Genomic DNA, 25,725 nt, shown 5'->3' with positions numbered 1-25,725 from the left:
CGCCGCCGCCGGCCGTCTGCCGCGCCGTAGAATCGAACGAGTGAGTCTCGAGGGTCTGCCGCGTCTGCTCGCCGACGGTGAATCGGTCGCGAGGGCGCTGGCCGCGGCGTCGCGGAGCGCCGACTTCTCCGCCACGAACGGCCTGCACGCGCCGCTCGTCGTCGCGCTGCTGCAGCGGCGCAAGGACCGGGGCGAGGCAGACGCGGCCTTCCTCGTCACCGCCACCGAGCGGGAGGCGGATGCGCTGCGCGCGAGCCTCGAGTGCCTGCTCCCGGCCGCCGAGATCCTCGACTTCCCGGCCTGGGAGACGCTGCCCCACGAGCGGCTCAGCCCGGGCGTGGAGACGGTCGGCCGCCGGCTCGCCGCCATCCGCCGCATGCACCTGTGGCGCATCGGGGACGCACCGCTGATCGTCGTCGCGCCCGTCCGCGCCGCCCTGCAGCCGCTCACCGCGGGCCTCGAGACCGTCGAGCCGGTCGAGATCGCCCTCGGCCAGCGCGGCGTCGACCTCGGCGCCGTCACGCAGCGCCTCGTCGAGCTGGCCTACTCCCGCGTCGACCTCGTCACGCGCCGCGGCGAGTTCGCGGTGCGCGGCGGCATCCTCGACGTCTTCTCGCCCGTGGCCGAGCACCCCGTGCGCATCGACTTCTTCGGCGACGAGGTGGACCAGCTCCGCTTCTTCTCCGTCGCCGACCAGCGCTCGCTCGAGACGCCGGTCCAGGCCGTCTCGCTCGTCCCCGCCCGAGAGCTGCTGCTCACCGACGCGGTGCAGCAGCGGGCCCGCGAGCTGCAGCACGAGTTCCCGAACCTCACGACGATGCTCGCGAAGATCGCCGACGGCATCCCCGTCGAGGGGATGGAGTCGCTCGCGCCGGTGCTCGTCGACCGGCTGATCCCGGTGAGCGACTACCTGCCCGACGGCGCGGCGGTCGCGATCCTCTCGCCCGAGCGCGTCGCGTCGCGCGCGGTCAGCCTCGCCGAGACGAACCGCGAGTTCCTGCACGCCGCGTGGGCCGCGGCGACGGCGGGCGCCCAGGCGCCCATCGATCTCGACGCGGGCGACTTCCTCACGGTCAAGGCGCTCCGCGATGCCGCCGGTGCGAAGCGCACCTGGTGGACCATCAGCTCGTTCGAGGCGCAGCCGACCGAGGACGCGGATCCGGCGCTCGCCGCGGCGCTGCTCGCCGACTCCGCCGAGTACCTGCGACTCGACGGCGGCGCCACCCCGGTCACGCCGGGCAAGCCCGCCGAGCTGCTCGACCACCTCGCCTCGCGCCTCCGCCACGGCTGGAGCGCGGTCGTCACCGCCGCCGGCCGCGGCCTCGTCGAGCGGGCCCGCGACGTGCTGGCCGAGCGCGGCCTCGCCGCCCGCCAGGTCGACCAGCTGCCGAGCGAGCTCGAGCCGGGCGTCGCCTACATCACCCTCGGCGACGTCGAGGCGGGCTTCGAGCAGCCCGAGATCGCGCTCGCGCTCGTCACCGAGCGGGAGTTCTACGGCCGGTCCGCATCCGTCGACAACCGCCAGCACAAGCTCGCGACCCGGCGCAAGAACGTGGTCGACCCGCTGCAGCTGAAGGCCGGCGACTACGTCGTGCACCAGACGCACGGCATCGGCCGCTTCGTCGAGCTGGTACGTCGCGAGGTCGCCGGCACCACCAGGAAGGGCCCGCGCCGGGCGGGGGAGAAGGCGCCGGAGAAGGTCACGCGCGAGTTCCTCCTGATCGAGTACGCGCCCTCCAAGCGCGGCTACCCGGGCGACAAGCTCTACGTGCCGACCGATCAGCTCGACCTGCTCACCCGGTACGTCGGCGGCGAGGCGCCGCAGCTGTCGAAGATGGGCGGATCCGACTGGGCGGCCGCGAAGGGCCGTGCCCGCAAGGCGGTCCGCGACATCGCCGTCGAGCTCGTGAAGCTCTACTCCGCGCGGATGGCGAGCCGTGGCCACGCCTTCGGCCCCGACACCCCGTGGCAGCGCGAGCTCGAGGAGGCGTTCCCGTTCGCGGAGACGCCCGACCAGCTCGAGACCATCGACCAGGTGAAGGCCGACATGGAGCGGCCGATCCCCATGGACCGCCTCATCTCCGGCGACGTCGGCTTCGGCAAGACCGAGGTCGCGGTCCGCGCCGCGTTCAAGGCGATCCAGGAGGGCAAGCAGGTCGCGATGCTCGTGCCCACGACGCTGCTCGTGCGCCAGCACCTCGAGACGTTCCAGGAGCGGTTCGCCGGATTCCCCGTGCAGGTGCGGCCGCTCAGCCGCTTCCAGAGTGACAAGGAGGCGAAAGAGACCCTGAAGGGCCTCGAGGACGGCTCCGTCGACATGGTGATCGGCACCCACCGCATCCTCTCCGACGGGATGCGGTTCAAGGACGTCGGCCTCGTCATCATCGACGAGGAGCAGCGCTTCGGCGTCGAGCACAAGGATCAGCTGAAGAAGCTGAAGACCAACGTCGACGTGCTCGCGATGAGCGCGACCCCGATCCCGCGCACGCTCGAGATGGCGGTCACGGGCATCCGCGAGATGTCGACGCTGGCGACGCCGCCGGAGGACCGGCATCCGATCCTCACCTACGTGGGCGCGCGGTCCGCCGGCCAGATCACCGCGGCGATCCGCCGCGAGCTGCTGCGCGAGGGCCAGGTCTTCTACGTGCACAACCGGGTGTCGTCGATCCAGCGGGTCGCCGCCGAGATCGCCGAGCTCGTGCCCGAGGCCCGCGTCGCCGTCGCGCACGGGCAGATGGGCGAGCACGCGCTCGAGCAGGTGATGGTCGACTTCTGGGAGCGGCGCTTCGACGTGCTCGTCTCCACGACGATCATCGAGACCGGCCTCGACATCGCGAACGCGAACACGCTGATCGTCGACCGCGCCGACAAGTACGGTCTCAGCCAGCTGCACCAGCTCCGCGGCCGCGTCGGCCGTGGCCGAGAGCGCGCCTACGCGTACTTCCTCTACGACGCCGAGAAGCCGCTCTCCGAGACGGCGGTCGACCGGCTCGAGACCATCGCCGCGAACAACGAGCTCGGCTCCGGCATGCAGGTGGCGCTGAAGGACCTCGAGATCCGCGGCGCCGGCAACCTGCTCGGCGGCGAGCAGTCCGGTCACATCGCGGGCGTCGGCTTCGACCTCTACCTGCGGATGATCGGCGAGGCCGTCGCGGACTTCCGCGGCGAGGTCGCCGAGGGCCAGACCGAGCTGCGGCTCGAGCTGCCGGTGGATGCGCGCATCCCCGAGACCTACATCGACAGCGAGCGGCTGCGCCTCGAGGCGTACCAGAAGCTCTCCGCCGCATCCGCGCCGACCGCGCCCGACGGGCAGATCGACCTCGTGCTCGACGAGCTCGTCGACCGCTACGGCCCCGCGCCGGACGAGGTCACCAACCTCATGCGGGTCTCGCAGCTGCGCCGCGTCGCCCAGCAGGCGGGCCTGTCGGACGTCGTCGCGCTCGGGCGGATGCTCCGCGTCGCCCCGGCGAACCTGGCCGACTCGATCCAGGTGCGCCTGCAGCGGATGTACCCGGGCTCGAAGGTGCTGGCCACGGCCGGCGCCGTGACGGTGCCGATGCCCCTGCTCGACGGGGAGCCGCTGCCCGACGCGGGCCTCATCGAGTGGGTGCAGCAGCTGCTCACCGCGATCTTCGCGAAGCAGCCGCAGCCGACCGCGTAAGCCGCCGCGCCTCGTCGCGCTCCGCAGCATCCGGCCGCCTGAGCGCCCATCCCCATCCGCCCATCCGCCGTTTTCAGGACTTCCGGCGGGACACCCGGCATTCCCGCCCGGAGGGTCCTGAATTGCAGCGGCTGCTCCTGAAGACGCCGGATGGGCCGCCGCCACGTCCCGCTCCCAAGGAATCGCGGAGGCGCGCTCAGTACTCAGCCGCTCTTGCGGGAACTCCCGGCCGACATCGATAGAAACCTTCGCACCGGCGTCCGCGCCGCGATCAGGAGGGACATCCGTGACGAAGGTCGACGAGTCGAGGTCCGCGAAGACCGGTACGGGGTTGAAGCGGGATGTCGGACCCATCGGGCTGCTGTTCGCCGCGATCGGCTCCATCATCGGATCGGGCTGGCTCTTCGGCGCCTTCAACGCCTCCGCCATCGCAGGGCCGGCGGCGATCTTCTCCTGGCTGATCGCCGGCGTGATGATCATGCTCATCGGGCTCACCTACGCGGAGCTCGGGCCCATGTTCCCGATCTCCGGCGGCGTCGTGCGGTACCCCCACATCGTCTGGGGCTCGTTCGCCTCCTACTCGCTCGGCTTCATCACCTGGATCTCCACGGCGGCGGTGCCCGCGATCGAGGTCGAGGGCGCGCTCACCTACGCGACGAAGTACGCGCCCTTCACGGAGGCGTCGAAGGCGAACGGCATCGAGGTGCACGTGCTGACCCCGCTCGGGATGCTCGTCGCCGCGATCCTGCTCGCGGTGTTCGTGGCGGTGAACGCCTACGGGGTGCGGCTGTTCGCGCAGATCAACAACGTGCTCGTGTGGTGGAAGCTGATCGTGATCCTGCTCGTCGTCGCGGTCTTCGTGGTCTGCGCGCTCATCGGCGTCGGCGGGATGGGCGGCCCGGCGAACTTCACGAGCCACGGCTTCGCTCCCGGCGGCCTCCCCGGCATCTTCGTCGCGATCTCGACCGCGGGCATCGTGTTCTCCTACCTCGGGTTCCGGCAGGGCATCGAGCTGGCCGGCGAGACGAAGAACCCGCGCCGCAACATCCCGCTCGCCGTCATCGGCGCCACCCTGATCTGCGCGTTCATCTACATGGCGCTGCAGGTCGCGTTCACGATGGGCGTGCAGGGCTCCGCCCTCGACAAGAGCGGCAGCTGGCAGAAGCTGTCGTTCGCGAACGACTTCGGGCCGCTCGCGGCGATCGCCACCGCCGCGGGCCTCACCTGGATCGCGGTGCTGCTCTACATCGACGCGGTCGTCTCCCCGGCGGACACCGGCCTCGTCTACACGACCATCGCCTCCCGCGTCTCCTACGCGTTCGGCCGCAACGGCAACGCGCCCCGGTGGCTCGCGACGACCAGCAACCGCGGCGTGCCGTGGTGGAGCCTCGTGCTCGTCTACGGCATCGGGCTCCTGCTGCTGCTGCCCTTCCCGAGCTGGCAGCAGCTCGTCGGGTTCATCACGAGCGGCACCGTGATCTCGTTCGCCGCGGGTCCCCTCACGGTCGCGGCGCTCCGCCGCCGGGAGCCCGGCCGCGAGCGGCCCTTCCGGCTGCCGGGCGGCCACATCGTGCCGATCCTCGCCTTCTACAGCGCCAACCTCATCGTGTACTTCGCCGGATGGGAGACGAACCAGAAGCTGTTCATCACCATCGTGATCGGCTACCTGGTGCTCGTCGTCCTCGAGCTGATCGGCCGCGGCAAGGCGCACAAGCCGCCGCTGGAGTTCCGCTCCGGCTGGTGGGTGGCGCCGTGGCTGGTCTGCCTCGCCCTGATCAGCTGGCTCTTCGACCCCACCTCGCACCCGGATCTGTTCGGGTGGGGCTTCGTGGTCACCGCCGTCGTGAGCGTCGCGATCTACGCGCTCGCGATCCGCCAGGGGCTCGACGAGCGGCAGCGGCGCGAGCACATCGAGGAGGCCGAGCGGGAGGCCGCGGCGGAGCCCGCGGGGGTCTGAGCCGGGCTCGGAGGACGAGCGGTCGCGCTCCCTAGGATCGAACCCGTCGGGACGACGACCGGCGCGGGGGAGAGCGGATGAGTGAGACCGAGGTCTTCGCGCTCGTCGTGCTGTTCTCGGCACTCGGCCTGGTGGCGGCGATCGCGGCGAACGCCCTCGGCTCCCGCATCCGCGTGCCGGCCCCTGCGCTGTTCCTCGTCGTCGCGGCGACCGCGTCGGGGCTCTTCCCGGAGCTCGGCAAGGTGCCGCTCGTCGACGACGAGCGCATCGTCACGGTCGCGCTGATCTTCATCCTCTTCGACGGCGGCATGCACATCGGGTGGCGCCGCTTCCGCGCGAGCGCGGGCCCCATCACCTGGATCGGCATCGCCGGCACCGCCGTCACCGCGGCGGCGGTCGCCGTCGCGGCCCACCTCCTGTTCGGCATCGGGTGGCAGGGCGCCCTGCTGCTGGGCGCCGCGCTTTCGCCGACCGACCCCGCCGTCGTGTTCGCGGTGCTCGGCAAGCGCGACATCGAGGGCCGCTCCGGCACGATCCTCGAGGGCGAGTCCGGGGTGAACGACCCCGTCGGCATCTCGCTCCTCGCCGCGCTGCTCGTCGCCGGCAGCGGCGCGAGTGCCGTCCTCTCCGGCGTCGGCGACTTCCTGCTGCAGATGGTGGTCGGCACCGCCGTCGGGCTGGCGGGCGGATGGCTGCTCGGCCTGCTCATGCGCCGTGTGCGGCTGCCCAACGAGTCGCTCTACCCGCTCCGCACCATCGCGTTCGCGGCGCTCATCTACGGGGCGGGGACGGTACTGCAGGGCTCGGGCTTCCTCGCCGTGTTCCTCGCGGGCATCGTCGTCGGCGACATCGACGCGCCGTACCACCAGGAGGTGCGCCGCTTCAGCAGCGGGCTGTCGAGCCTGGCCGAGATCATCGCGTTCACGGTGCTCGGCCTCACCGTCTCCTGGAGCGACGTGCTGAGCCCCGCCGTGCTCCTGCCCGGCCTCGCGATCTCGGTGCTGCTGATCCTGGTGATCCGGCCGCTGCTGGTCGGGGCGCTGCTGCTCCCCATCCGGCTCGCGATGGGGGAGCGCGCATTCATCGTGCTGGCCGGTCTGAAGGGCGCCGTGCCGATCCTGCTCGGCATCCTCATCCGCGACGCGAACGTGCCCGGCGGCCAGCAGCTCGCCGACCTCATCTTCGTGGTCGTCCTCGTCTCGGTCGTCGCGCAGGGCAGCGCCGTGCCGCTGCTCGCCCAGTGGTTCGACGTGCCGATGCGCACGGTCGAGCAGCAGCCCTACGTGGCCGGGCTGCGGTTCAACAGCAAGCCGCAGGGGATGCAGCACTTCGTCGTCGCGACCGGGTCCCCGGCGGACGGCGCCGCCGTCGGCGAGATCTCGCTCGGCGAGGGCGGCTGGGTGAGCATGGTGCGGCGCGAGGGCGGGGCCGTCCGGCTGAACGGACGCACCCGCCTTCAGCCCGGCGACGAGGTGCTGGCGTTCGCCGATCCGGATCTCGACGTCACGGACCTCTTCGAGGCGCCTCCCGCCTGAAGCGGGTGAACGAGCCGTCCAGGTTCTGGATGCAGGCTGCATCCTGGAGGACCGATGAGCGCGACGGATCAGCACTGGACCGACACCACCGTGGACGTGGACGGACATCCTGTGGGCCTGACCGTCACCGGCTCCGGCGCGCCGGTCGTGCTGCTGCACGGCATCGGCCGCGACCGGACCGACTGGTTCCGGGTGGCCCCGGCGCTCGCGGAGCGACACACCGTCTACGCGATCGACATCGAGGCGTTCGGCCAGTCGGAGGCGTGGGGTGAGCGGATCACGCTCGCGTCGATGGCGCACATGGTGCGCCGCACGCTCGCGACCCTCGGCGAGCGGCGGCCCGTCGTGCTGATCGGCAACTCGATGGGCGGCGCGGTGGCGCTGCGGATGCACGCCGACGACCCGTCGGCCATCCGCGCGCTCGTGCTGGTGAGCCCCGCCGGTTTCGGCGCCGACGCGTCGCTCGGCCTGCGCCTCATGACCCTCCCGGGTGTCGGCGAGGTGCTGCAGCGCTGGCACATGGCGGCCGCGGTGCTGCAGGTCCGCTCGCTGTTCGCGGATGCAGCGCTCGCGACCCGGGAGATGGCGGAGGCGTCCGCGCAGCGGATGCGCAAGCCGGGCGCCAGGAGGCACTACCTCGAGGTGATCCGGGACCTCGGCGCCTGGCGCGGGATCCATCCCGAGTGGCGGGCCGAGGTCCTCCAGTCGCTCGCGGCGGCGGGCACGCCGGCGCTGGTCGTCTGGGGCGACCGCGACACCGTGCTGCCCTACCGGCACCTCGACGCGGTGTCGGTGACGGTGCCGCACGCGCATCCGGTGACGCTGCCCGGGCTCGGCCACGCGCCGCAGCTCGAGGCGCCCGAGCAGTTCCTGGAGGTCACCGTCCCGTTCCTCGGCGGCCTGCCGCAGGCCTGAGCCCGCGCGTCAGCCGAGGCGCACGGCCAGCGTCTGCACGGTCGGCAGCCGCTCGGGCGTGAGCCGGATCTCGCAGCGGAGCGCCCCCGTCGCGCCCGGCACCGTCCAGATGAGGTGCGCGGGCGTGCGGCTGACGGGCGCGGCGTCCTCGAGCGGCAGCACGGGCGTCGCCGCGTCGATGCCGGCGCGGGCGGTCAGGTCGTCGATCCGCGCGCGGCGCCGCTCGATCGACTCGTCGAGCACGATGTTCTCGGCGAACAGCGCATCCGCCGCCGCGTCGTCCCACCCGCGCAGCAGCCGCTCGACCGTCTCGCGGGCGGCGACGGTCTCGGGCCAGAGGTCCGGCAGGCCGTTCGGCACGGCGACCTGGTCGAGCACGAGCTCGAGCCCCTTCGTCGCCGGCACGGTCGCGCCGCTGTACCGGCCGTTCTCGAGCACGACGATGCCGATGCCGCTCGCGGCATGCCAGCGCATGTGCGCGCCGTAGCCGGGGTAGCCGCCGGAGTGCGAGACGAGCAGGCCGTGCCGCGGATGCTCGTCGAGGAACAGGCCGTAGCCGTACGAGCCGGCGCCCTCGATCGGGATGTGGGCGGTCTGCGCCTCCCGGCGCGACGCGGCGGACAGCACCGCGTCGTCGGCGTCGAGCCGCCACGCGGATGCGAGCCAGGCGACCCACCGGGCCAGGGCGTCGGGTGTCGCGAACATGCCGCCGATCGGGGAGAAGGCGCCGGGGCCCGAGAACGGCTGCGCCTCCCACCGGCCGCCGAACTTCGCGAAGCCCGTGGCGATGCCGCCGGGGGCATCGACGCTCCGGTCGTAGCCGAGGCCGGTCAGGCCGAGCGGCTCCAGCACGTCCTCGCGGACGAGGTCGAGGTATGGGCGGCCGCTGACGCGGGCCAGCACGCGGCCGAGCAGCGCATAGCCGAGGTTCGAGTACTCGAACCGGGTGCCGGGGGTGTCGATGAGCCGGAAGCCGGCGGCGGCCAGGGCGTCGAGGACGTCGAGGGGGAGGGACTCCTGCCGGTCGCCCCACGGGTCGTCGGTGGGGAAGCCGGCCGCCATCGAGGCGAGGTGCGCGACCGTGGGCGCCGCATCCGGGATCGTGGTGAGCGGCAGGTACTCGCCGACCGGGGCGTCGAGGTCGAGCAGGCCGGCGTCGCGCAGCTGCAGCATCGCGACGGCGGTGAAGCTCTTCGTGCACGACGCGATGCGGAAGGCGGTGTCGGGGCCGGGCGTCGGCGTCACGGCCTCGTTCGCGAAGCCGCCGGCGTGCACGACGCGGCCGTCCGCCACGAGCGCGTAGGCCACCGACGGCGTGCGGCCCTCCCGCACCCGGGCTTCGAGCAGGTCGTCGAGCGCGGGCGCCGACAGGGCGGCGCGGTCGATGTCGTGGTGCACGGGACCTCCAGGGGCGTCCCGTCGATCCTGCCGGATGCGCTCCCTGCTTCCCTGCGCCTGCCGCTCAGTAGGCTCCCGGCGTGCCCGTGGTGCTGCGAGAGCTCGAATCCGCCGACCTGCCCGCGGTGACGGCGATGAACAACGACGCCGTCCCCGCTGTGCCGATGATGGACGAGGACGAGATGGCCGCGCTGACCGCGGTCGCCACCCTCTGCCTCGTCGCGGTCGACGAGGCGGACCTCCGCACCCCGCTCGGCTTCGTCGTCGCGATGGATCCGGGGCTCGGCTACACGAGCGAGAACTACCGCTGGTTCTCGGACCGGGGCAGCGACTTCCTCTACGTCGACCGCATCGTCATCGACGCCGAGACGCGCGGCGCCGGCATCGGTCGGCTGCTCTACGGCGCGGTGTTCGCGCAGGCGGAGGCGGACGGCCGCGAGGAGGTCGCCTGCGAGGTGAACGTGCGCCCGGCGAATCCGCGATCCCTCGGCTTCCACGCCGCGCTCGGGTTCGAGCGCGTGGGGGAGCAGGAGACGAAGGGCGGCCGGTACCGGGTGGCCCTGCTCGCCGCGAAGGTCGCCCCAGCCGACGACTGACGCCTCCGCACTTGGTGAGTTGCCACTTCTGGCCCTCGAAGCGGCCGTTCGAGGGCGAATAGTGGCAACTCACGTGTGTTGGCTGACGCATCGACCGCGCGCCCGCCCTCGCAGCCTGGTGGGTCGCCACTTCTGGCCCGTGAGGCGGCCCTTCGAGGGCGAGAAGTGGCAACTCACGCGTGGGGTGCAAGCGCGCGTGGCCCCGAGGCTGCGGATCCGGCCGCCCCGGGAAGAGCGGATGCACCCGGCGGCTTGTCTCCTGTCGTGACCCAGACCATCAGACGCCGCGACGTGGGCCTGCGGTCCGAGCGCGGCCCCATCCTGCTCGCCCTGATGATGTCGACCGGGCTGATCGCCATCGACTCGACGATCCTCGCGACCGCGGTGCCGTCGGTCGTGAAGGACCTCGGGGGCTTCTCCAGCTTCCCCTGGCTGTTCTCGGTCTACCTGCTCGCGCAGGCCGTCTCGGTGCCCGTCTACGCGAAGCTCGCCGACACGGTCGGCCGCAAGCCGATCCTGCTCATCGGCATCGGACTGTTCCTGCTCGGCTCCGTGCTCTGCGGGTTCGCGCCCTCGATGACGGTGCTCATCGCGTTCCGCGCGGTGCAGGGTCTCGGTGCCGGCGCGATCATGCCCGTCTCGATCACGGTCGCGGGCGACATCTACACCGTCGCCGAGCGGGCGAAGGCGCAGGGCTACCTCGCGAGCGTCTGGGCGATCTCGTCGGTCGTCGGCCCGACCCTCGGCGGCGTCTTCTCGCAGTTCCTGTCGTGGCGCTGGATCTTCTTCGTGAACATCCCCCTCTGCTTCCTCACGGTGTTCCTGCTGCGCCGGTACCACGAGAGCGTGACGCGCACGAAGCACACGATCGACGTCGCAGGCGCCGTCACCCTGACCATCGGCCTCACGGCGCTGCTGACCGCCCTGCTCGAGGGCGGCACCGCGTGGGCGTGGAACTCGATCGGCAGCTTCGTGTCGTTCGGGATCGCCGTCGTGGCGCTGCCGGTCTTCATCCTGATCGAGCGCCGCGCGCCGGAGCCCGTGCTGCCGCTCTGGGTGTTCTCGCGCCGCCTGCTGCTGACCACCGCGCTCATCTCCGCCGGCGTCGGGGCCGTGACGATCGGGCTCACCTCCTACGTGCCGACGTTCCTCGAGAAGGTCGTCCCGACCACGCCGCTCGTCAGCGGCCTCGCGCTCGCCGCGCTGACCGTCGGCTGGCCGCTCGCCGCCTCGAACGCCGGCCGCCTCTACCTCCGCTTCGGCTACCGGCCGACCGCGCTGATCGGCTCGGCGCTCGCCGCCACCGGCGCGATCGGCGTGACGGTCACCGCGCCCCTGGCGTCCATCGGGCTGATGGCCCTGACCTGCTTCGTCGTCGGCCTGGGGCTCGGTCTCGTCGCGACCCCGACCCTGATCGCGGCGCAGTCGAGCGTCGGATGGTCGGAGCGCGGCGTCGTGACCGGCGCGAGCCTCTTCCTCCGCTCGATCGGATCCGCGCTGGGCGTCGCCGTCTTCGGCGCGATCGCGAACGCCGTGCTCGGCAGCTGGAACGGCTCGTCCGTGAACGGCACGGCCGCCGCATCCGCGGCCGTGTTCGACGCGGTCGTGGTCGCCGGGCTGCTCACCCTGCTCGCCGCGGTCTTCATGCCTGCAGCCCGGGTGCAGACCGAGTCGGCGCCGTCGGGTGCCGCCCCCGAGGCCGCCTGACGCGGCCTCACCCGCTTCGCGTCGCGATTTCTGCCGCCTCCTGCGAGTCGGAGCGGCACGAATCGCGACATGAGCATGTGCAGAGAGCGACGCGCGAGGATCGACGGGTGACGGATCCGCTCTCCGACCCCGACCTGCCCGAGATCGCGACGCCCGAGCTCACCCGCCTCGTCGCGGTGATGGCCCGGCTCCGCGGGCCCGGCGGCTGCGCGTGGGACGCCGAGCAGACCCATGACTCGCTCGTGCGCTACCTGATCGAGGAGACCGCCGAGCTGGTCGAAGCGATCGAGTCCGGTGACACGGGTGCGATGCGTGAGGAGCTCGGCGACGTGCTCTACCAGGTGCTCTTCCACGCCGACCTGGCCGCGGCGTCCGGCGAGGGCTTCGGCCTCGAGGACGTCGCCGCCGCCACCGCGGCGAAGATGATCGGCCGGCATCCGCACGTCTTCGGCGACATCGCGGCGGCCGACGCCGAGGCCGTCGTCGGGGTCTGGGAGGAGCAGAAGCGGCGCGAGAAGGCCGACCGCACGAGCGTGCTCGATGGCGTGCCGATGACGATGCCGTCGCTGCTGCTCGCCGAGAAGCTGCTCGGCCGCGCCGCCCGGGTGGGCCTCGAGGTGCGCCCCGCAACGCCGGTGCCCACGGATGAGGAGGCGCTCGGCGACGCGCTGCTCGACACCGTGGTCGCCGCCGCGGCGCAGGGCCTCGACGCCGAGCGGGCGCTGCGGGGCGCGATCCGCCGCCTCACGACCCGCATCCGCGAGGCCGAGGCCCTCGCGAACGCGTCGCCCCGAGACGCCTGACCGCAGCTCTGGCTGTTGCCACTTCTTGCGATCTTGAAGCCCTCAAAGTCGCAAGAAGTGGCAACACCCGGGCGGCGATACCGACGGTTGCCGATCTCTGCGGCTATCGGGGCCTGCTGACCGCAGAAGTGGCAACAGCCGGATGCGAGGGGCGGCTCTAGGCGACGCGGCTGCCGCGCGGCAGCTTCCGGGTCGGGGTGAGCAGCGCTCGCCACGCGCCGAGGAGGATCGCCGCCGTGAGCAGGAGGTGCAGGCCGAGGCCCGCGAACCAGCTCGGGATGGTGCGGGCCATGATCTGGGCGGGTGTCGGGCCGTTGGTGCTGGCGGTGCTGCAGTCGTCGTAGGTCACGACCGGCTTCGGGGCGATCTGGGCGAACCGCGCGCCGGACGCGATGCCGCCGAAGAGATCCTTCGGCTCGCCGTTCTTGTCGAACGATCCAGGCACCGCATCCGCGAGCACGACGTAGGGGTTCGCGGACAGCGACCACCAGACCAGGTCGAAGCGTGGGACGGCCTGGTGCGTGTCCTCGAACGGGCCGCAGACGGGCGTCTTGGATGCGTCGGACGACGTGGTGTCCTGCAGGCTGCGGGAGTGGACCACCTGGTCGGTCTGCAAGGCGAGGCCGCCGAGCGCGAACACGAGCAGGGTGCCGAGCGACAGGGCGGCGACGATGAGATAGGTCACGACGACGGAGAAGACGGTCCTCGTGATCAGGGCCGACAGCCCCACCCCGATCCCCGCGACGATCCCGAGCTCGATCGCCACGATCAGCACCGAGACGAGCACGGTGTCGATGCGCAGGCCGCCGGCGATCACCGCGACCGCGAGGAACGGCAGCGCGATCACGACGAGCGCCAGCGACGACACCCACGCGGCGAGCACCTTCCCGAGCAGCAGCGCGCCGGTGCGGACGAGGGTCACCTGCGTGGTCGCGAGGGTGCCGGCCTCGCGGTCGCCGTTCACCGAGCCCCCCGAGAGCGCCGGGGTGATCAGCGTGCCCAGCAGCAGCACGAAGAACACGATCGTCGAGAAGGCGTAGCCGCCGCCCTGGTTCCGAAGGCTGGAGATCGGCAGCAGCAGCGCGGTGATGCCGAGCATCAGCACCGCGAAGACCCCGAGCAGCACGTACCAGGCGGTGCTCCGCACGCGCTGCGCGAGCTCGAGGGAGACGACGGTGCCGATGTCGGTGAAGGCGCGGGGCGGGGAGGCCGTCGTGGTCATGCGCCGCTCCGTTCGAGCTCGAGGAAGGTGGTCTCCAGCTCGCCGACGGCCGGCCCGAACGCGGCGACGGGCACGCCGGCCCGCACCAGCTCGGCGAGCAGGTCGGCTGCGGCGCGGTCGCCCCCGACCGGCACGAGCCGGTCGCCGCGCTCGGGCCGCACTCCCGTCCGCCCGGCGAGCGCCGCGTCGAGGGCGGCCTCGTCGAGCGAGCGGATGCGCCAGTCGCGCACCCGTGACTGCGCCCGCTGCAGCCGGTCGACGGTGACCGTCTCGCCGGCCGCCATGAAGACGGCGTCGTCGGTGACCTCTTCGAGCTCGGCGAGGTCGTGGCTCGAGACGAGGATCGTGCATCCGTCGGCGGCGAGGCCGCGGAGCAGCCGGCGCAGCTCGACGCGGGCGGCCGGGTCGAGGCCGCTGGCGGGCTCGTCGAGCAGCAGCACGCGCGGGCGGTGGACGAGCGCCCGCGCCAGGCTCAGCTTCTGCTTCTGGCCTCGGGAGAGCACTCGGGTGGGGCGGTCGGCGAACTCCGGGAGGCCGACCAGGTCGAGCAGCTCCGTCGCGCGCGCCGCGGCCGCGGGCTTCGCCAGCCCGTAGAGGCGCCCGGACATGGCGAGCGACGCGCGGCACGACAGCGACGCCCACGAGCCGAGCGTGTCCGGCATCCAGCCCATGACGGACCGTACGGCGGCGGTCTCCGTCAGCGGGTCGTGGCCGAGGATGCGGATGGTTCCGCCGTCCGGCTGCAGCAGCGAGGCGAGCAGGAGCAGGAGGGTGGTCTTGCCGGCGCCGTTCGGACCGATCAGCCCGGTGACGGCGCCGGGCGCGGCGGTGAAGGTGACGTCACGCACGGCGCGGACGGGTCCGAACGCGCGGTGGACCCCCTCGACGGCGATCCCGGGCTCGTTCGGCATCCCCGGAGGCTATCGGCGGCCCGGGAACGGCGGGCCCTCACTTCCAGGGCGCGCCGCCGGGCAGCTGCGGGCCCGCATCACGCCGCACGAGCATCCGCGAACCCGAGAGCCCGTGAGTTGCCACTTCTGGCCCTCGAACGGCCCGCTCGAGGGCCAGAAGGGGCAACTCACCTGCTGCACGCGGGCCGTCGGCCAGGATGGAGGCATGGCCGCTCCCGTCAATCCGCCCCGCGGCATGCGCGACTTCCTCCCCGCCGACAAGGGCCGCCGGGAGCGCGCGCTCGCCACCATCCGCGCCGTCTATCGCGCGCACGGCTTCGACGAGATCGAGGCCCCGGCGCTCGAGGAGTCCGCGCGGCTGCACAGCGGCATCGGCGGCGACAACGAGAAGCTCGCCTACAACGTGCTGAAGCGCGGGCTCACGGATGCGGATCTCGCGGCGGCGGCGGACGCCGGCGATCCGCTCGCCCTCGCCGACCTGGGGCTCCGCTACGACCTCACCGTGCCGCTCGCGCGCTTCTACGCGACGAACCAGGCGCAGCTGCCTGCGGTGTTCCGCGCGATCCAGATCGGGCCGGTCTGGCGGGCGGAGCGGCCGCAGAAGGGTCGCTACCGCCAGTTCCTGCAGTGCGACATCGACGTGCTCGGCGAGCCCGGGGCGATCGCCGAGCTGGAGCTGCTGTCCGCGACGACGGATGCGCTCGCCGCGCTCGGCCTCACCGGCGTGCAGGTGCGGATCAACGACCGGCGGATCCTGAACCGGCTGCTCGCCACCTGGGGCGTCGGGGACGACGCGGCCCCGCGGGCGCTCATCACCGTCGACAAGCTGGACAAGATCGGCGTCTCCGGCGTCGTGGGGGAGCTGGCCGAGCTCGGCGTGGACACGAGCGGCCTCGACGACGCGTTCGCGCAGCTGGCGGACGCCGGCTGGGACCTGCTCGTCGATCCGCCGGCCTGGCTCGACGCCGACGCCTACCGCGACCTGCTCGCGCTCCGCGACGCGCTGCCGTCGGTCGACCTCGTCTTCGACCCCGTGCTCGTGCGGGGGATGGGCTACTACACCGGCACGATCTTCGAGATCGCGCACCCGCGCTCGTCCTCGTCGGTGGGCGGCGGCGGCCGGTACGACGGGATGATCGGCCGCTTCCTCGGCCGCGACGTGCCCGCGGTCGGGTTCTCGATCGGATTCGAGCGCATCCTCGACCTGCTGCCCGAGAGCGCCGCGGAGGGCACCGCGCTCGCGCTGCTGCACGACGCCGACGTGCCCGCGCCGGCGCTGCTCGCCGCGAAGCGGGAGGCGCAGGCGCTCGCCGGCCGCGTGCGGCTGGAGCGGGGCCGCAAGAACCGCAAGGCGCAGCTCGACGCGCTGGCCGCGGAGGGCTTCACCGCCTTCGCGACCGTCACCGCCGACGGACTGGGGGAGCAGCGCCCGCTCTCCTGACGGGCCACTGCAATCGCGCCGTTCCGGAGAAATCGCGCGACACGCCGTCGTGCGTCGCGCAGAGGCGGCGTGTCGTGCAAGAACTCCGGAACCGCGCGATGACCAGGTCAGATGCGCCCGTCGAGCTCCTGCACGAGCCGCGCCGGCGCCACCCACCTGAACGACGCATCGATCAGCTCTGCCACCTCGGTCCAGTCGCACTCCGGTGTGCCCACGTCGATGCCCAGCCAGCCCTTCGGCCCCACGTACGCCGGGACGAAGAACCGCGGATCCGCCATCCGGGCCGGTCGCTCGTCGTCGTCCACGTGCACGAGCAGCCCGTGGTCGTGCCGCACGGAGTCGGGACCCTTCGTGCCGCCGCCGTAGACCGCGAACGCCTGCCCGGCGTGGAACCACGGTCGTCCATGGGAGATCCGCTCCTCCGCACCCGGGAACGCCAGCGCGAGCGTCCGCACCCGGGCGAGGGCCGGGTCGTCCTCCTCGAACATGATCGGATGCGTGGGCATCGCGTCCCTCCCATCGCGCCGTTCCGGAGTTCTTGGACGGCACGCCGCCCCGAGCGCTCAGAGGGCGGCGTGTCGCCCAGTTTCTCCGGAACGGCGCGATGACGGAAGGCGGAAGTGGGCCGGATCCGGGCGGCCAGCGACCGTTCCCGGGCGGTCACTAGGCTGACCACCGGCCGCTCCGGCGGCCCGAAGACCCCGACGGAAGGACCCTCTCCATGGCCGCCATCGACACCATCGACGCCCGCGAGATCCTCGACTCGCGCGGCAACCCGACCGTCGAGGTCGAGGTGCTCCTCGAGGACGGTGTCGTGGCCCGCGCGGCCGTGCCGTCCGGCGCCTCCACCGGCGCGTTCGAGGCCTACGAGCTGCGCGACGGCGACAAGGGTCGCTACGGCGGCAAGGGCGTCGAGAAGGCCGTGGACGCGGTCATCGACGAGCTCGGCCCGGCCGTCGAGGGCATCGACGCCGCCGACCAGCGCATCGTCGACGCGGCCCTGATCGCCGCCGACGGCACCCAGAACAAGTCGAACCTCGGCGCGAACGCCATCCTCGGCGTCAGCCTCGCCGTCGCGAAGGCCGCCGCGCTCTCCGCCGAGCTGCCGCTGTTCCGCTACGTCGGCGGCCCGAACGCGCACGTGCTGCCGGTCCCGATGATGAACGTCATCAACGGCGGCGCCCACGCGGACTCGAACGTCGACATCCAGGAGTTCATGATCCTGCCGATCGGCGCGGAGTCGTTCCGGGAGGCGCTGCGCTGGGGTGCCGAGACCTACCACGCCCTCAAGGGCCTCATGAGCAGCAAGGGCCTCTCCACCGGCCTCGGCGACGAGGGTGGCTTCGCCCCGAACCTCGACAGCAACCGCGCCGCGCTCGACCTGCTGCTCGAGGCCATCGAGAAGGCCGGCTACAAGCCCGGCGCCGACATCGCCCTCGCCCTCGACGTGGCGAGCACCGAGTTCTTCAAGGACGGCACCTACACCTTCGAGGGCCAGGCCAAGACGGCCGCCGACATGAGCGCCTACTACGCCGACCTCGTCGCGAACTACCCGCTGGTCTCCATCGAGGACCCGCTGGCGGAGGAGGACTGGGCCGGATACGAGACCCTCACCGCCGACCTCGGCGCGAAGGTGCAGATCGTCGGCGACGACCTCTTCGTCACCAACCCCGCCCGCCTGCAGGAGGGCCTCGCCCGCAAGGTCGCCAACTCGATCCTCGTGAAGGTGAACCAGATCGGCACCCTCACCGAGACCCTCGACGCGGTCGAGCTCGCGCAGCGCAACGGCTACACCGCGATCCTGTCGCACCGCTCCGGCGAGACCGAGGACACCACGATCGCCGACCTGGCCGTCGCCACCGACGCCGGCCAGATCAAGACCGGAGCGCCTGCCCGCTCCGAGCGGGTCGCCAAATACAATCAGCTGCTCCGGATCGAGGAGGAGCTCGGCGAGGCCGCGGTCTACGCCGGCAGGAGCGCCTTCCCGCGCTTCCAGGGCTGACACCGGCCCGGCCGCGGGATCGGGCGGAACGGGGACCCATGTCGGACGCGGAACACGAGCGCCAGGCGCCGCCTCGGCGCGGCCTCGCGCTCGCTGGCGGCCCGCTCGCCGGCGTGCGCATCCCCGGCCTCGCGGTCGCGGCGCTCGTGCTCCTCGTGTTCGCGGTCCTGACCCTCGCCCCGCAGGTGAGCACGTACCTCAACACCCGCCAGCAGCTGAAGGACGCGACGGCGAAGGTCGCCGCGCAGCAGCGCGACCTGCAGCAGCTCGACGCCCAGGTGGCGCGCTGGAACGACCCCGCCTACATCCGCTCGCAGGCCGGCAGCCGGCTCTTCTACGTGCTGCCCGGAGAGACGACCTACCGCGTGCTCGGGCCACCGCCGACCGGCGCCACCACGGCGACGCCCTCGAAGACCGTGCAGCACACGCCGACGAACTGGATCGACGGCCTCCTCGGCTCGGTCGTGACCGCCGGCACCACCGACTCCGCCCATCCGACGACGGCGACACCCGCCGGATGAGCGATCCCACCGAGGCCGACCTCGCCGCCGTATCCGCGCAGCTGGGGCGGCCGGCCCGCGACGTGCTCCGCATCGCGGCCCGCACCCGCGACGGCGCGCCCGCGGTCGTCGCCACCGCGCCGCGCCTCGCGGACGGCACGCCGTTCCCGACCTTCTACTACCTGACGCATCCGCTGCTCGTGGCCGCCATGTCGCGGCTCGAGGCGGATGGGCGCATGCGCGAGCTCACCGCCCGCGTCGAGTCCGAGCCCGACCTCGCCGCCGCCTACGAGCGGGCCCACCGGGCCTACCTCGCGGACCGCGACGCGGCCGGGATCGTGTCCGAGCTCGCCGGCGTGAGCGCGGGCGGCATGCCCACCCGCGTGAAGTGCCTGCACGCGCTCGCGGGCCACGCGCTCGCGGCCGGCCCGGGCGTCAACCCGATCGGCGACCTCGCCCTCGCGGAGGCCGCAGCGGCCGAGCCGCCGGTCGCCCGCGCCATCGGCGACTGGCCCGGGTGGACCGCCGACGACGGCCCGGCTGAGGGCCTCCTGTAAACTCGACCCCCGACCAGGCCCGCCACCCCAGAGGAGATCTGAGACCTGTGCCTCGCATCCTGATCGTCGGAGGCGGCTACGCCGGCTTCTACACCGCGTGGAAGCTCGAGAAGTGGCTGCAGAAGGACGAGGCGGAGATCGTCGTCGTCGATCCGCTGCCGTACCTCACGTACCAGCCGTTCCTCCCCGAGGTCGTCGGCGGATCCGTCGAGCCTCGCCACGCGGTCGTCCTGCAGCGCAAGCACCTCAAGCGCAGCCGCGTCATCACCGCCAAGGTGACCGCCATCGATCATGCGGCCAAGACCGTGCAGATCACGCCCGAGGTCGGCGAGCCGTGGACCATGTCCTACGACCAGATCGTCGTGACGGCCGGCTCCGTGAGCCGCACGTTCCCGATCCCCGGCGTCGCGGATGAGGCCATCGGCCTGAAGACCATCGAGGAAGCCGTCGCGATCCGCGACCGCATCATCACGAACTTCGACAAGGCCTCCAACCTCCCGGCCGGCCCGGAGCGCGACCGGCTGCTCACCTTCGTGGTGGTCGGCGGCGGCTTCGCGGGCATCGAGGTCTTCGGCGAGATGCGCTCGCTCGCATCCGCGCTGCTGCGCTACTACCCGCAGCTCACGTTCGACGACACGCACTTCCACCTGATCGAGGCGATGGGCCGGATCATGCCCGAGGTGTCGCTGCCGACGAGCCACTGGGTGCTGAAGAACTACGCCCAGCGCGGCGCGTTCGTGCACCTCGACACGCAGCTGAAGAGCGCCGAGGGTGGCCGGATCGAGCTGTCGACGGGCGAGACGTTCGAGTCCGACGTGATCGTCTGGACCGCCGGCGTGATGGCCTCCCCGGTGCTCCGCAACACCGACCTGCCCGTCGAGGAGCGCGGCCGCCTCCGCGTGCGCGCCGACCTCCGCGTCGTCACCGCCGAGGGCGAGATCGTCCCGGATGCGTGGGGCGCGGGCGACGTGTCCGCCGTGCCCGACCTCACCGGCAAGGGCGTGGGCGGCTTCTGCGTCCCGAACGCCCAGCACGCGGTGCGCCAGGGCAAGCTGCTCGCGAAGAACATCGCGGCCACGATGCGCGGCGAGGGCGTGAAGGACTACTACCACGAGAGCCTCGGCGCGGTCGCGGGCCTCGGCCTCTACGAGGGCGCGTTCCAGAGCGGCAAGATCGCCGTGAAGGGCTTCCCGGCCTGGGTGATGCACCGTGGCTACCACGGCCTCGCGATCCCGACATGGGAGCGCAAGATCCGCGTGGTCTCCAACTGGGTGCTCAACTTCCTGCTCGGCCGCGACATGGTGAACATGGAGGCCGTCCAGCACCCGCGGGTGGCGTTCGAGACGTTCGCGTCGCGTCCGCGCCCGGCTGCCGCCGCGCCTGCTCCGGCTGCAGTTGCCGCGGCGCCTGCGGCGGTCGCGGCCGCGCCGGCCGCCGCGCCCGCGGCTGCTCCTGCTGCCGCCGAGCCCGCACCTGCCGCCGCTCCCGCTGCCGAGGCCGCGCCGGTCAAGGCGCCCGTGAAGCGCGCGCCGCGTGCCCGCAAGAAGCCCGTCGAGGAGGCGCCGCCGTCGCTACCGGGCGCGAAGGGCGTCGACGCGCCCGTCTACGCCAACCCGGCGCCGGAGCCCGAGACCGAGGGCGCCCGCAAGTAACCGCTCCACCGCTCACGGGCGGTTTCCGACGATCCGGGCGCAGGAAGACGCCCGCATCGGCGGAAGCCGCCCGTCATCGCGTCCGGCCTCACCTCAAGGTTCGAGCTCCGGCCCCCTCCTAGGCTCTGGCCATGGAGCTGCTGGAGTGGGACGCCGCGACCTACGACTCGCTGCCCCTGCCGCACGAGCGGTGGGGTGCCGGCGTGATCGACCGCCTCGACCTTCGGGGTGGTGAGACGGTCGTCGACCTCGGCTGCGGCACCGGCCGCGACACCGAGCGCCTCCTCGAGAAGCTCCCGGACGGCCGCGTCATCGCGGTCGACGGCTCCGTGCAGATGCTCGACCGTCTGCGGGAACGTCTCGGCAAGTCCCTCGACCGCGTCGAGGTCGTGCAGGCGGACCTCACGCAGCCGTTCCCGGATGTGGTCGCGGGCAACGCCGTCATGAGCGTCGCCACCTTCCACTGGATCCCCGACCACCCCGCCCTCTTCCGTCGCGTGGCCCGCTGCCTCCCGCCGAACGGTCGCTTCGAGGCCGAGTTCGGCGGCGAGGGCAACATCGCCGGCTTCCTGCAGGCCGTCGAGCGCGCGGCCGGCCCCAAGCAGGAGTCGCCGTGGGAGTTCGCGAACCGGCTCGAGACCGTGGAGCAGCTGATCACGGCCGGCTTCAAGGACATCGAGGTGCGCGTGGTGCCCGACCCCGTGGAGCTCGAAAGCGGCCCGCAGCTCGAGGCCTTCATCGCGACGGTCCTCCTGCCCGCGGTCCTCCGCGACATGGATCCGGAGGAGGGCCGTGCGCTCGTCAAGCGCGTCGCCGCGGAGATGCCGGAGCCCGTCGTCGACTACGTGCGGATGCAGGTCAGCGCACTCCGCGCCTGAGCGCCGTGCGAGCCACGACCAGGGCCCGCAAGTGGGAGGTCGGCGACCCTCACGGCTCATCCGTGCCGGTGAGCCACTCGAAGGGGACACCGCTCGCGCGAGCCCAGATCATCAGATGGGCCAGACGGGGCGATGAGGTGCCGGCGAGCCAGGACTGCACCGTCGGTTCGGTGATGCCGAGCCGGTCCGCCATCTGGGAGGGGGACAGGTCAGCGAACTGCAACGACTTCGTCAGACGCTCGCCGAGCGCCGCGCGGGCCTGTGCCGATTCAGGAGACATGGCGGACGGTACCGCCCGGCCGAGGTCATGGGGTTAAGGCTTTGGTCCCCGCCTGCCCATCCGTTGTCCGGGCCGCTGCGTCCTGTCTGAGAGGTGCCAACGACCCGAGAGAACACCTGGCGGGGCGAGCGCTTCAGCGGCTTCGGTCAGGCTTCTTGCGCGAGCAGATCGCCGCCTGTTGCGACGGGGCGGTCCGGTCGGCCGGAACCGCTCTCGCCACCCCGGACCGCGGGGTGCAACGACCTGACGAAGGGCCCCACACTGTGCTCAGACTGATCCGACTCCTTCCCCTGATCATCCCGGTCCTCACGTGGGCGTCACACAACCCGAAGGTGCGCGAGCTGCTGCACCTGAAGCCCGAGGCGCCGCGCGGACGAGCCGGCCGGGGACGATCGACGCGGCGGCGATAGCGAACAGCGCCGAGGCTGCCCGCGTCCGATCATCCGGCCGACGAGCGCGGGGTTCCGGCGGGGGAGTCCCGGTGAGCGGCGATCGCCTTCCACGTCAGCTGCGCGGCGACCAGCACGAGCAGGGCGGCGAACAGCGTCGTGGAGAGTCGCGCCGGGAGGGCGAGTGCCATGGCCGCGCCCGGCAGGGAGGCGACGGTCGCCGCGGCGCCGACGACCAGGCCGTCGCCCACGCGGACGGTTCGCGCGCGCCAGTTCGCGACGGTGCCGACCAGGCTGGTCGGGATCATGACCAGCAGCGAGGTGCCCTTCGCCACCAGATCGCTGACGCCGAAGACGCCGACCAGTGCGGGCACGGCGATGACCCCCCCTCCGATCCCGAGGAGACCGGAGAGCACGCCCATGACGAGCCCGAGCAGCACGTACCCCGCACCGATCGCCGGATCGAACGGGACCTCGCCGCCCCGCGATGCAGGGACCAGGAACAGCCGCGCGGCGACCAGCAGCATGAAGACGATGAACATCCAGCGGAGCAGCGCGACCGGTAGCCGCTTCAGCATCGCGCTGCCCAGCAGCGCTCCGGGGATGGCCCCGACCGAGATGAGCAGAGCCGCGAGCAGGTCGGCCTGACCGGCCGCGAGGTAGGTGCCCGCTCCGACGATCGCGGTGGGCACGATCGCGGCGAGCGAGGTCGCTGCGGCCGACCGCTGGTCGAGCTTCCCGATCCCGGTGAGCAGCGGAACCATCACGATGCCGCCGCCGATGCCGAAGAGCCCGGAGAGCAGGCCACCGACGATGCCGATGACGGCGAGCAGCGGCCAACGGGGCCGGTGTGGGGGATGGTCGCTCTGGGTCACGGTGCCTCGTCCGGAACGCTATCGCTGCGTCCCGGCCGAACCTGCACGCGTCGCCTCCACCTGCATACGGCCGCCGTCCCTAGGCTGATCTGGCACGCCCCCGTAGCCCAATCGGCAGAGGCAGGCGACTTAAAATCGCTTCAGTCAGGGTTCGAGTCCCTGCGGGGGTACCCGACTTTAGCCCGTCACACCCGCATGTTTCCGGGCTTCTCGCTCTCCTCGGGGCCCTGGTCGGCAGGGAAACTGCGCAGAAACTGCGCAAGCGACGCCGCCCTCGCCTCATCGAGCGCGAGCGAGACGCGGTCGAGGTCCTCCTCGAACAGGTCGGTGTAGACGTCCAAGGTCATCGCGGCCGAGGCGTGCCCGAGCATCCGCTGGACGGCTTTCACGTTCGCGCCGGCACTCACGGCGAGGCTCGCTGCCGTGTGCCGGAGGTCGTGGATGGTCGGTCTCGGGAAGGTCGGGTCCGCTGCCTGTGCACGCTTCACTGCAGAGACGTACCAGCCGCCCTTCGCGGTCGGCTGCTGCAGGTAGGCGCCGTTGCTGCTGAACACCAGCGCCGACTCGGGTTGGCCGTCGACGAGTGCCGCGATTCCCGCACAAAGGAACGGCGGTATCGGCACCGTTCGGGTGTGGTGAGTCTTCGGAGTGCCAACCAGGATGCGGCCGTTGACGCGAACCGCGTTCTCGATGACTCGAAGTCGCCGGCGTTCGAGGTCGACATCTCGGACCCGTAAGGCGGTGGCCTCGCCCCACCGCAATCCGGTGTAGCAGAGGAATCGGACGAGTGAGCCCTTCGTTCGCGTCTCGCTGGCGAGCAGCTCGACTTGCTGGTGGCTGAGGTACTGGTGTCGGCGCGGCACCTTCCGCGGCAGGCTGACGCCGCGGGCAGGGTTCGACTGCAGCAGGCGATCCCGCACGGCGACATCCAGGATGGAGGCGAGCACTCCGTGGGCGCGTTTGACGCTGGTAGGACCCAAAGGCCGCGGGGTGGTGGTCGAGGGGGCCGAGCCTGCGATGAGGTCGGCGATCCATGCCTGCACCTCGCTCGGGCGGATGCGTCCGATCTCAGTGGCGCCCCATCGAGGCGCGACATAGACACGCCAGGCTGCCTCGAGCGGCGCGAAGGAGCTCGGCTTGAGGTGGTTGAGGGTGGCAAGCCACTGCGGCCCGAGCACGCCTACGGTGCGTCGACCGGCGCCCGGGTCGACGTAGTCGCCGTGCTTCACCGCGACGCTGACCTCCGCGAGGAACGCTTCCGCGTCCCTCCGAGTGCGGAACCCCGCCTTTGCCTTCGTTCGCCGCTCCGGGTCGCGGTAACGGACCCGGTATCGCCGTCCCTGGTCAGTTGCATACGGCTCGACACTGCCCACGAAGCATCCCTCCGACGGGCGGAGGGTAGATCGGCGGTCGGACAGCCCTGCCTGATAACCGAGGCATGGGCGCCCTCACCCGCACTTTCAGACGTAGAGCCAGGGAATGCGGATTAGTGGGTTTGTGCAGACGTGTGTGATGACAGGAATGCACTCTGATCAGGCCACCTGGATACGGCGGGAGTCCCCGGATGACCACGGATCGGCCCCAATATTCGGGGTGAGTTCGGGGTGCTGGTCCATGACTTGAGCCCGCTCATTCGCGCCTGTCACGAGTTGTGGTGGCTTGCGTGCCCCTGAATTTCGACTTTCCAGGGCGTGTGTCTGCGACGGTTCTCCTGGGTGCGAGCGGTTCACCCGCGCGCTGGACCTTAGCGTGGTAGTCCTGCGTCGAGTCGGGCCATGATGCGGGTGAGGTCGGCGAGATCCTGATCGTCGAGCGCGTCCCCGAAGACGTGTTGCAGGAATGCGTGGTGGCGCGGGCGGGTCTTCCTCACTGCGGCGCGTCCGTGCGCGGTGATGGCCGCGAATGTCGAGCGGGCGTCGTCGGGATCGGGTTGCCGATCGACGAGACCGGAGTCCTGCATGCGGTCGAGCAGCTTCGACAGTCCGGACGGGGACAGGACCACGGCTTCGGCTAGGTCGCCGAGCCGGAGTCGGCCACCGGCCATGTCGAGGTGCATCAGGACGTCGTACCGCGCCACGGTGAGCCCGCTGTGCCGGCGGACGTCGACCTCGAGGTGGTCCTTCAGTCGCGCGTGAGTGCGGAGCAGGGCGAGGAACGCCGGCATCCACCTGCCTGACTCGTCCTCGCTCACGTCTCTCATCCTAGACGATGTACTTGACATGCCAAGGACTCGGGCGTATCACTTGTCATGCCAAATGTTTGCTCCCGCGGACGCGCGCACGGCACGATCCGCTTCCACCCCCACAAGTGAGGAACAACTGATGCCGTCGATCGCATTTGCCGCCCCGTTGCTACCGGGCATGACCGGACCCGACCGGGACGTCATGACGTCTTTCCAGGCAGGCGAGCGCAAGACCGACTATGAAGACGCCCGCCGACGGGCCGG

General features: G+C 71.9%; 21 protein-coding genes and 1 tRNA gene. 14 read left to right on the top strand and 8 right to left on the bottom strand.

Translation table 11 applies throughout. From position 1 onward, the window contains the following. The first annotated feature begins 40 nt into the window (after positions 1-40). The 4 genes from mfd (at position 41) to VIG76_RS07015 (ending at position 8,068) form a co-directional block, all read left to right on the top strand. Positions 41-3,661, top strand: coding sequence for a transcription-repair coupling factor (mfd, locus tag VIG76_RS07030; protein WP_331952517.1), 3,621 nt, complete (start codon positions 41-43; stop codon positions 3,659-3,661). Positions 3,662-3,947: 286 nt separating this feature from the next. After that, positions 3,948-5,618, top strand: a complete 1,671-nt coding sequence (locus VIG76_RS07025; RefSeq protein ID WP_331952515.1) for an APC family permease — start codon at positions 3,948-3,950, stop codon at positions 5,616-5,618. Between the two features lie 77 nt (positions 5,619-5,695). Beyond that, positions 5,696-7,153 carry a cation:proton antiporter domain-containing protein gene (locus tag VIG76_RS07020; RefSeq protein WP_331952513.1) on the top strand — a complete coding sequence of 486 codons (1,458 nt, stop codon included), beginning with the start codon at positions 5,696-5,698 and terminating at the stop codon, positions 7,151-7,153. 54 nt (positions 7,154-7,207) lie between these two features. Continuing rightward, positions 7,208-8,068, top strand: a complete 861-nt coding sequence (locus tag VIG76_RS07015; protein ID WP_331952511.1) for an alpha/beta fold hydrolase — start codon at positions 7,208-7,210, stop codon at positions 8,066-8,068. A 9-nt stretch (positions 8,069-8,077) separates the two neighbouring features. On the opposite strand, the gene VIG76_RS07010 is transcribed toward VIG76_RS07015, so the two are convergent. Beyond that, entirely contained in the window at positions 8,078-9,466 is a 1,389-nt protein-coding gene (locus tag VIG76_RS07010; RefSeq protein WP_331952509.1) for a serine hydrolase domain-containing protein, read from the bottom strand. 80 nt (positions 9,467-9,546) lie between these two features. Here VIG76_RS07010 and VIG76_RS07005 point away from each other — a divergent pair, with 80 nt between their 5' ends. The 3 genes from VIG76_RS07005 to mazG all read left to right on the top strand — a co-directional run bounded on the left by VIG76_RS07005 (position 9,547) and on the right by mazG (position 12,572). Beyond that, entirely contained in the window at positions 9,547-10,062 is a 516-nt protein-coding gene (locus tag VIG76_RS07005) for a GNAT family N-acetyltransferase (RefSeq protein WP_331952507.1), read from the top strand. A gap of 333 nt (positions 10,063-10,395) precedes the next feature. Beyond that, entirely contained in the window at positions 10,396-11,769 is a 1,374-nt protein-coding gene (locus VIG76_RS07000) for an MFS transporter (protein ID WP_331952549.1), read from the top strand. A gap of 107 nt (positions 11,770-11,876) precedes the next feature. After that, complete coding sequence (gene mazG, locus VIG76_RS06995) at positions 11,877-12,572, top strand: nucleoside triphosphate pyrophosphohydrolase (protein ID WP_331952505.1); 696 nt, start codon at positions 11,877-11,879, stop codon at positions 12,570-12,572. A gap of 157 nt (positions 12,573-12,729) precedes the next feature. Here the strand turns inward: mazG and VIG76_RS06990 are convergent, their stop codons facing one another. Both VIG76_RS06990 and VIG76_RS06985 read right to left on the bottom strand, forming a co-directional pair. Next, positions 12,730-13,794: an ABC transporter permease gene (locus tag VIG76_RS06990; protein WP_331952503.1), complete on the bottom strand. Its 1,065-nt coding sequence runs from the start codon at positions 13,792-13,794 to the stop codon at positions 12,730-12,732. After that, on the bottom strand, positions 13,791-14,705 hold the full coding sequence (locus tag VIG76_RS06985) for an ABC transporter ATP-binding protein (protein WP_331952501.1): 915 nt from the start codon (positions 14,703-14,705) through the stop codon (positions 13,791-13,793). Before VIG76_RS06985 ends, VIG76_RS06990 begins: the two co-directional genes overlap by 4 nt. Before the next feature lie 205 nt (positions 14,706-14,910). On the opposite strand from VIG76_RS06985, the gene hisS reads away from it, so the two are divergent. Then, the gene (gene hisS / locus VIG76_RS06980) at positions 14,911-16,146 is read left to right on the top strand and encodes a histidine--tRNA ligase (protein ID WP_331952499.1); all 1,236 of its coding nucleotides are present in this window, start codon (positions 14,911-14,913) and stop codon (positions 16,144-16,146) included. A gap of 107 nt (positions 16,147-16,253) precedes the next feature. Here the strand turns inward: hisS and VIG76_RS06975 are convergent, their stop codons facing one another. Next, positions 16,254-16,652 carry an MmcQ/YjbR family DNA-binding protein gene (locus VIG76_RS06975; protein WP_331952497.1) on the bottom strand — a complete coding sequence of 133 codons (399 nt, stop codon included), beginning with the start codon at positions 16,650-16,652 and terminating at the stop codon, positions 16,254-16,256. Positions 16,653-16,867: 215 nt separating this feature from the next. On the opposite strand from VIG76_RS06975, the gene eno reads away from it, so the two are divergent. From eno to VIG76_RS06950, 5 genes are all read left to right on the top strand, one after another. Then, positions 16,868-18,148: a phosphopyruvate hydratase gene (gene eno / locus VIG76_RS06970; protein ID WP_331952494.1), complete on the top strand. Its 1,281-nt coding sequence runs from the start codon at positions 16,868-16,870 to the stop codon at positions 18,146-18,148. Positions 18,149-18,186: 38 nt separating this feature from the next. After that, positions 18,187-18,669: an FtsB family cell division protein gene (locus VIG76_RS06965; protein ID WP_331952492.1), complete on the top strand. Its 483-nt coding sequence runs from the start codon at positions 18,187-18,189 to the stop codon at positions 18,667-18,669. After that, on the top strand, positions 18,666-19,205 hold the full coding sequence (locus VIG76_RS06960; protein WP_331952490.1) for a DUF501 domain-containing protein: 540 nt from the start codon (positions 18,666-18,668) through the stop codon (positions 19,203-19,205). The genes VIG76_RS06965 and VIG76_RS06960 overlap by 4 nt, the downstream gene beginning before the upstream one ends. Before the next feature lie 47 nt (positions 19,206-19,252). Further along, entirely contained in the window at positions 19,253-20,857 is a 1,605-nt protein-coding gene (locus VIG76_RS06955) for an NAD(P)/FAD-dependent oxidoreductase (protein WP_331952488.1), read from the top strand. Positions 20,858-20,988: 131 nt separating this feature from the next. Then, positions 20,989-21,735, top strand: a complete 747-nt coding sequence (locus VIG76_RS06950) for a class I SAM-dependent methyltransferase (RefSeq protein WP_331952486.1) — start codon at positions 20,989-20,991, stop codon at positions 21,733-21,735. A gap of 49 nt (positions 21,736-21,784) precedes the next feature. Here VIG76_RS06950 and VIG76_RS06945 read toward each other — a convergent pair whose 3' ends face one another. Together VIG76_RS06945 and VIG76_RS06940 are read right to left on the bottom strand one after the other, a co-directional pair. Beyond that, positions 21,785-22,015 carry a helix-turn-helix domain-containing protein gene (locus tag VIG76_RS06945; protein ID WP_331952484.1) on the bottom strand — a complete coding sequence of 77 codons (231 nt, stop codon included), beginning with the start codon at positions 22,013-22,015 and terminating at the stop codon, positions 21,785-21,787. A gap of 439 nt (positions 22,016-22,454) precedes the next feature. Next, a complete protein-coding gene (locus VIG76_RS06940) occupies positions 22,455-23,279 on the bottom strand; it encodes a sulfite exporter TauE/SafE family protein (protein WP_331952482.1) in 825 nt (274 codons plus the stop codon). 96 nt (positions 23,280-23,375) lie between these two features. Between VIG76_RS06940 and VIG76_RS06935 the strand changes: the two genes are divergently transcribed. Next, a tRNA-Leu gene (locus VIG76_RS06935) sits at positions 23,376-23,449 on the top strand. 15 nt (positions 23,450-23,464) lie between these two features. Here the strand turns inward: VIG76_RS06935 and VIG76_RS06930 are convergent. Continuing rightward, the gene (locus tag VIG76_RS06930) at positions 23,465-24,652 is read right to left on the bottom strand and encodes a tyrosine-type recombinase/integrase (RefSeq protein WP_331952480.1); all 1,188 of its coding nucleotides are present in this window, start codon (positions 24,650-24,652) and stop codon (positions 23,465-23,467) included. A 371-nt stretch (positions 24,653-25,023) separates the two neighbouring features. Beyond that, the gene (locus tag VIG76_RS06925; protein ID WP_331952478.1) at positions 25,024-25,470 is read right to left on the bottom strand and encodes a MarR family winged helix-turn-helix transcriptional regulator; all 447 of its coding nucleotides are present in this window, start codon (positions 25,468-25,470) and stop codon (positions 25,024-25,026) included. Positions 25,471-25,725: the final 255 nt, after the last annotated feature.

This window comes from Amnibacterium sp., from assembly GCF_036559085.1.
Classification (GTDB): domain Bacteria; phylum Actinomycetota; class Actinomycetes; order Actinomycetales; family Microbacteriaceae; genus Amnibacterium.
This window is presented reverse-complemented; position numbering and strand designations above follow the sequence as displayed.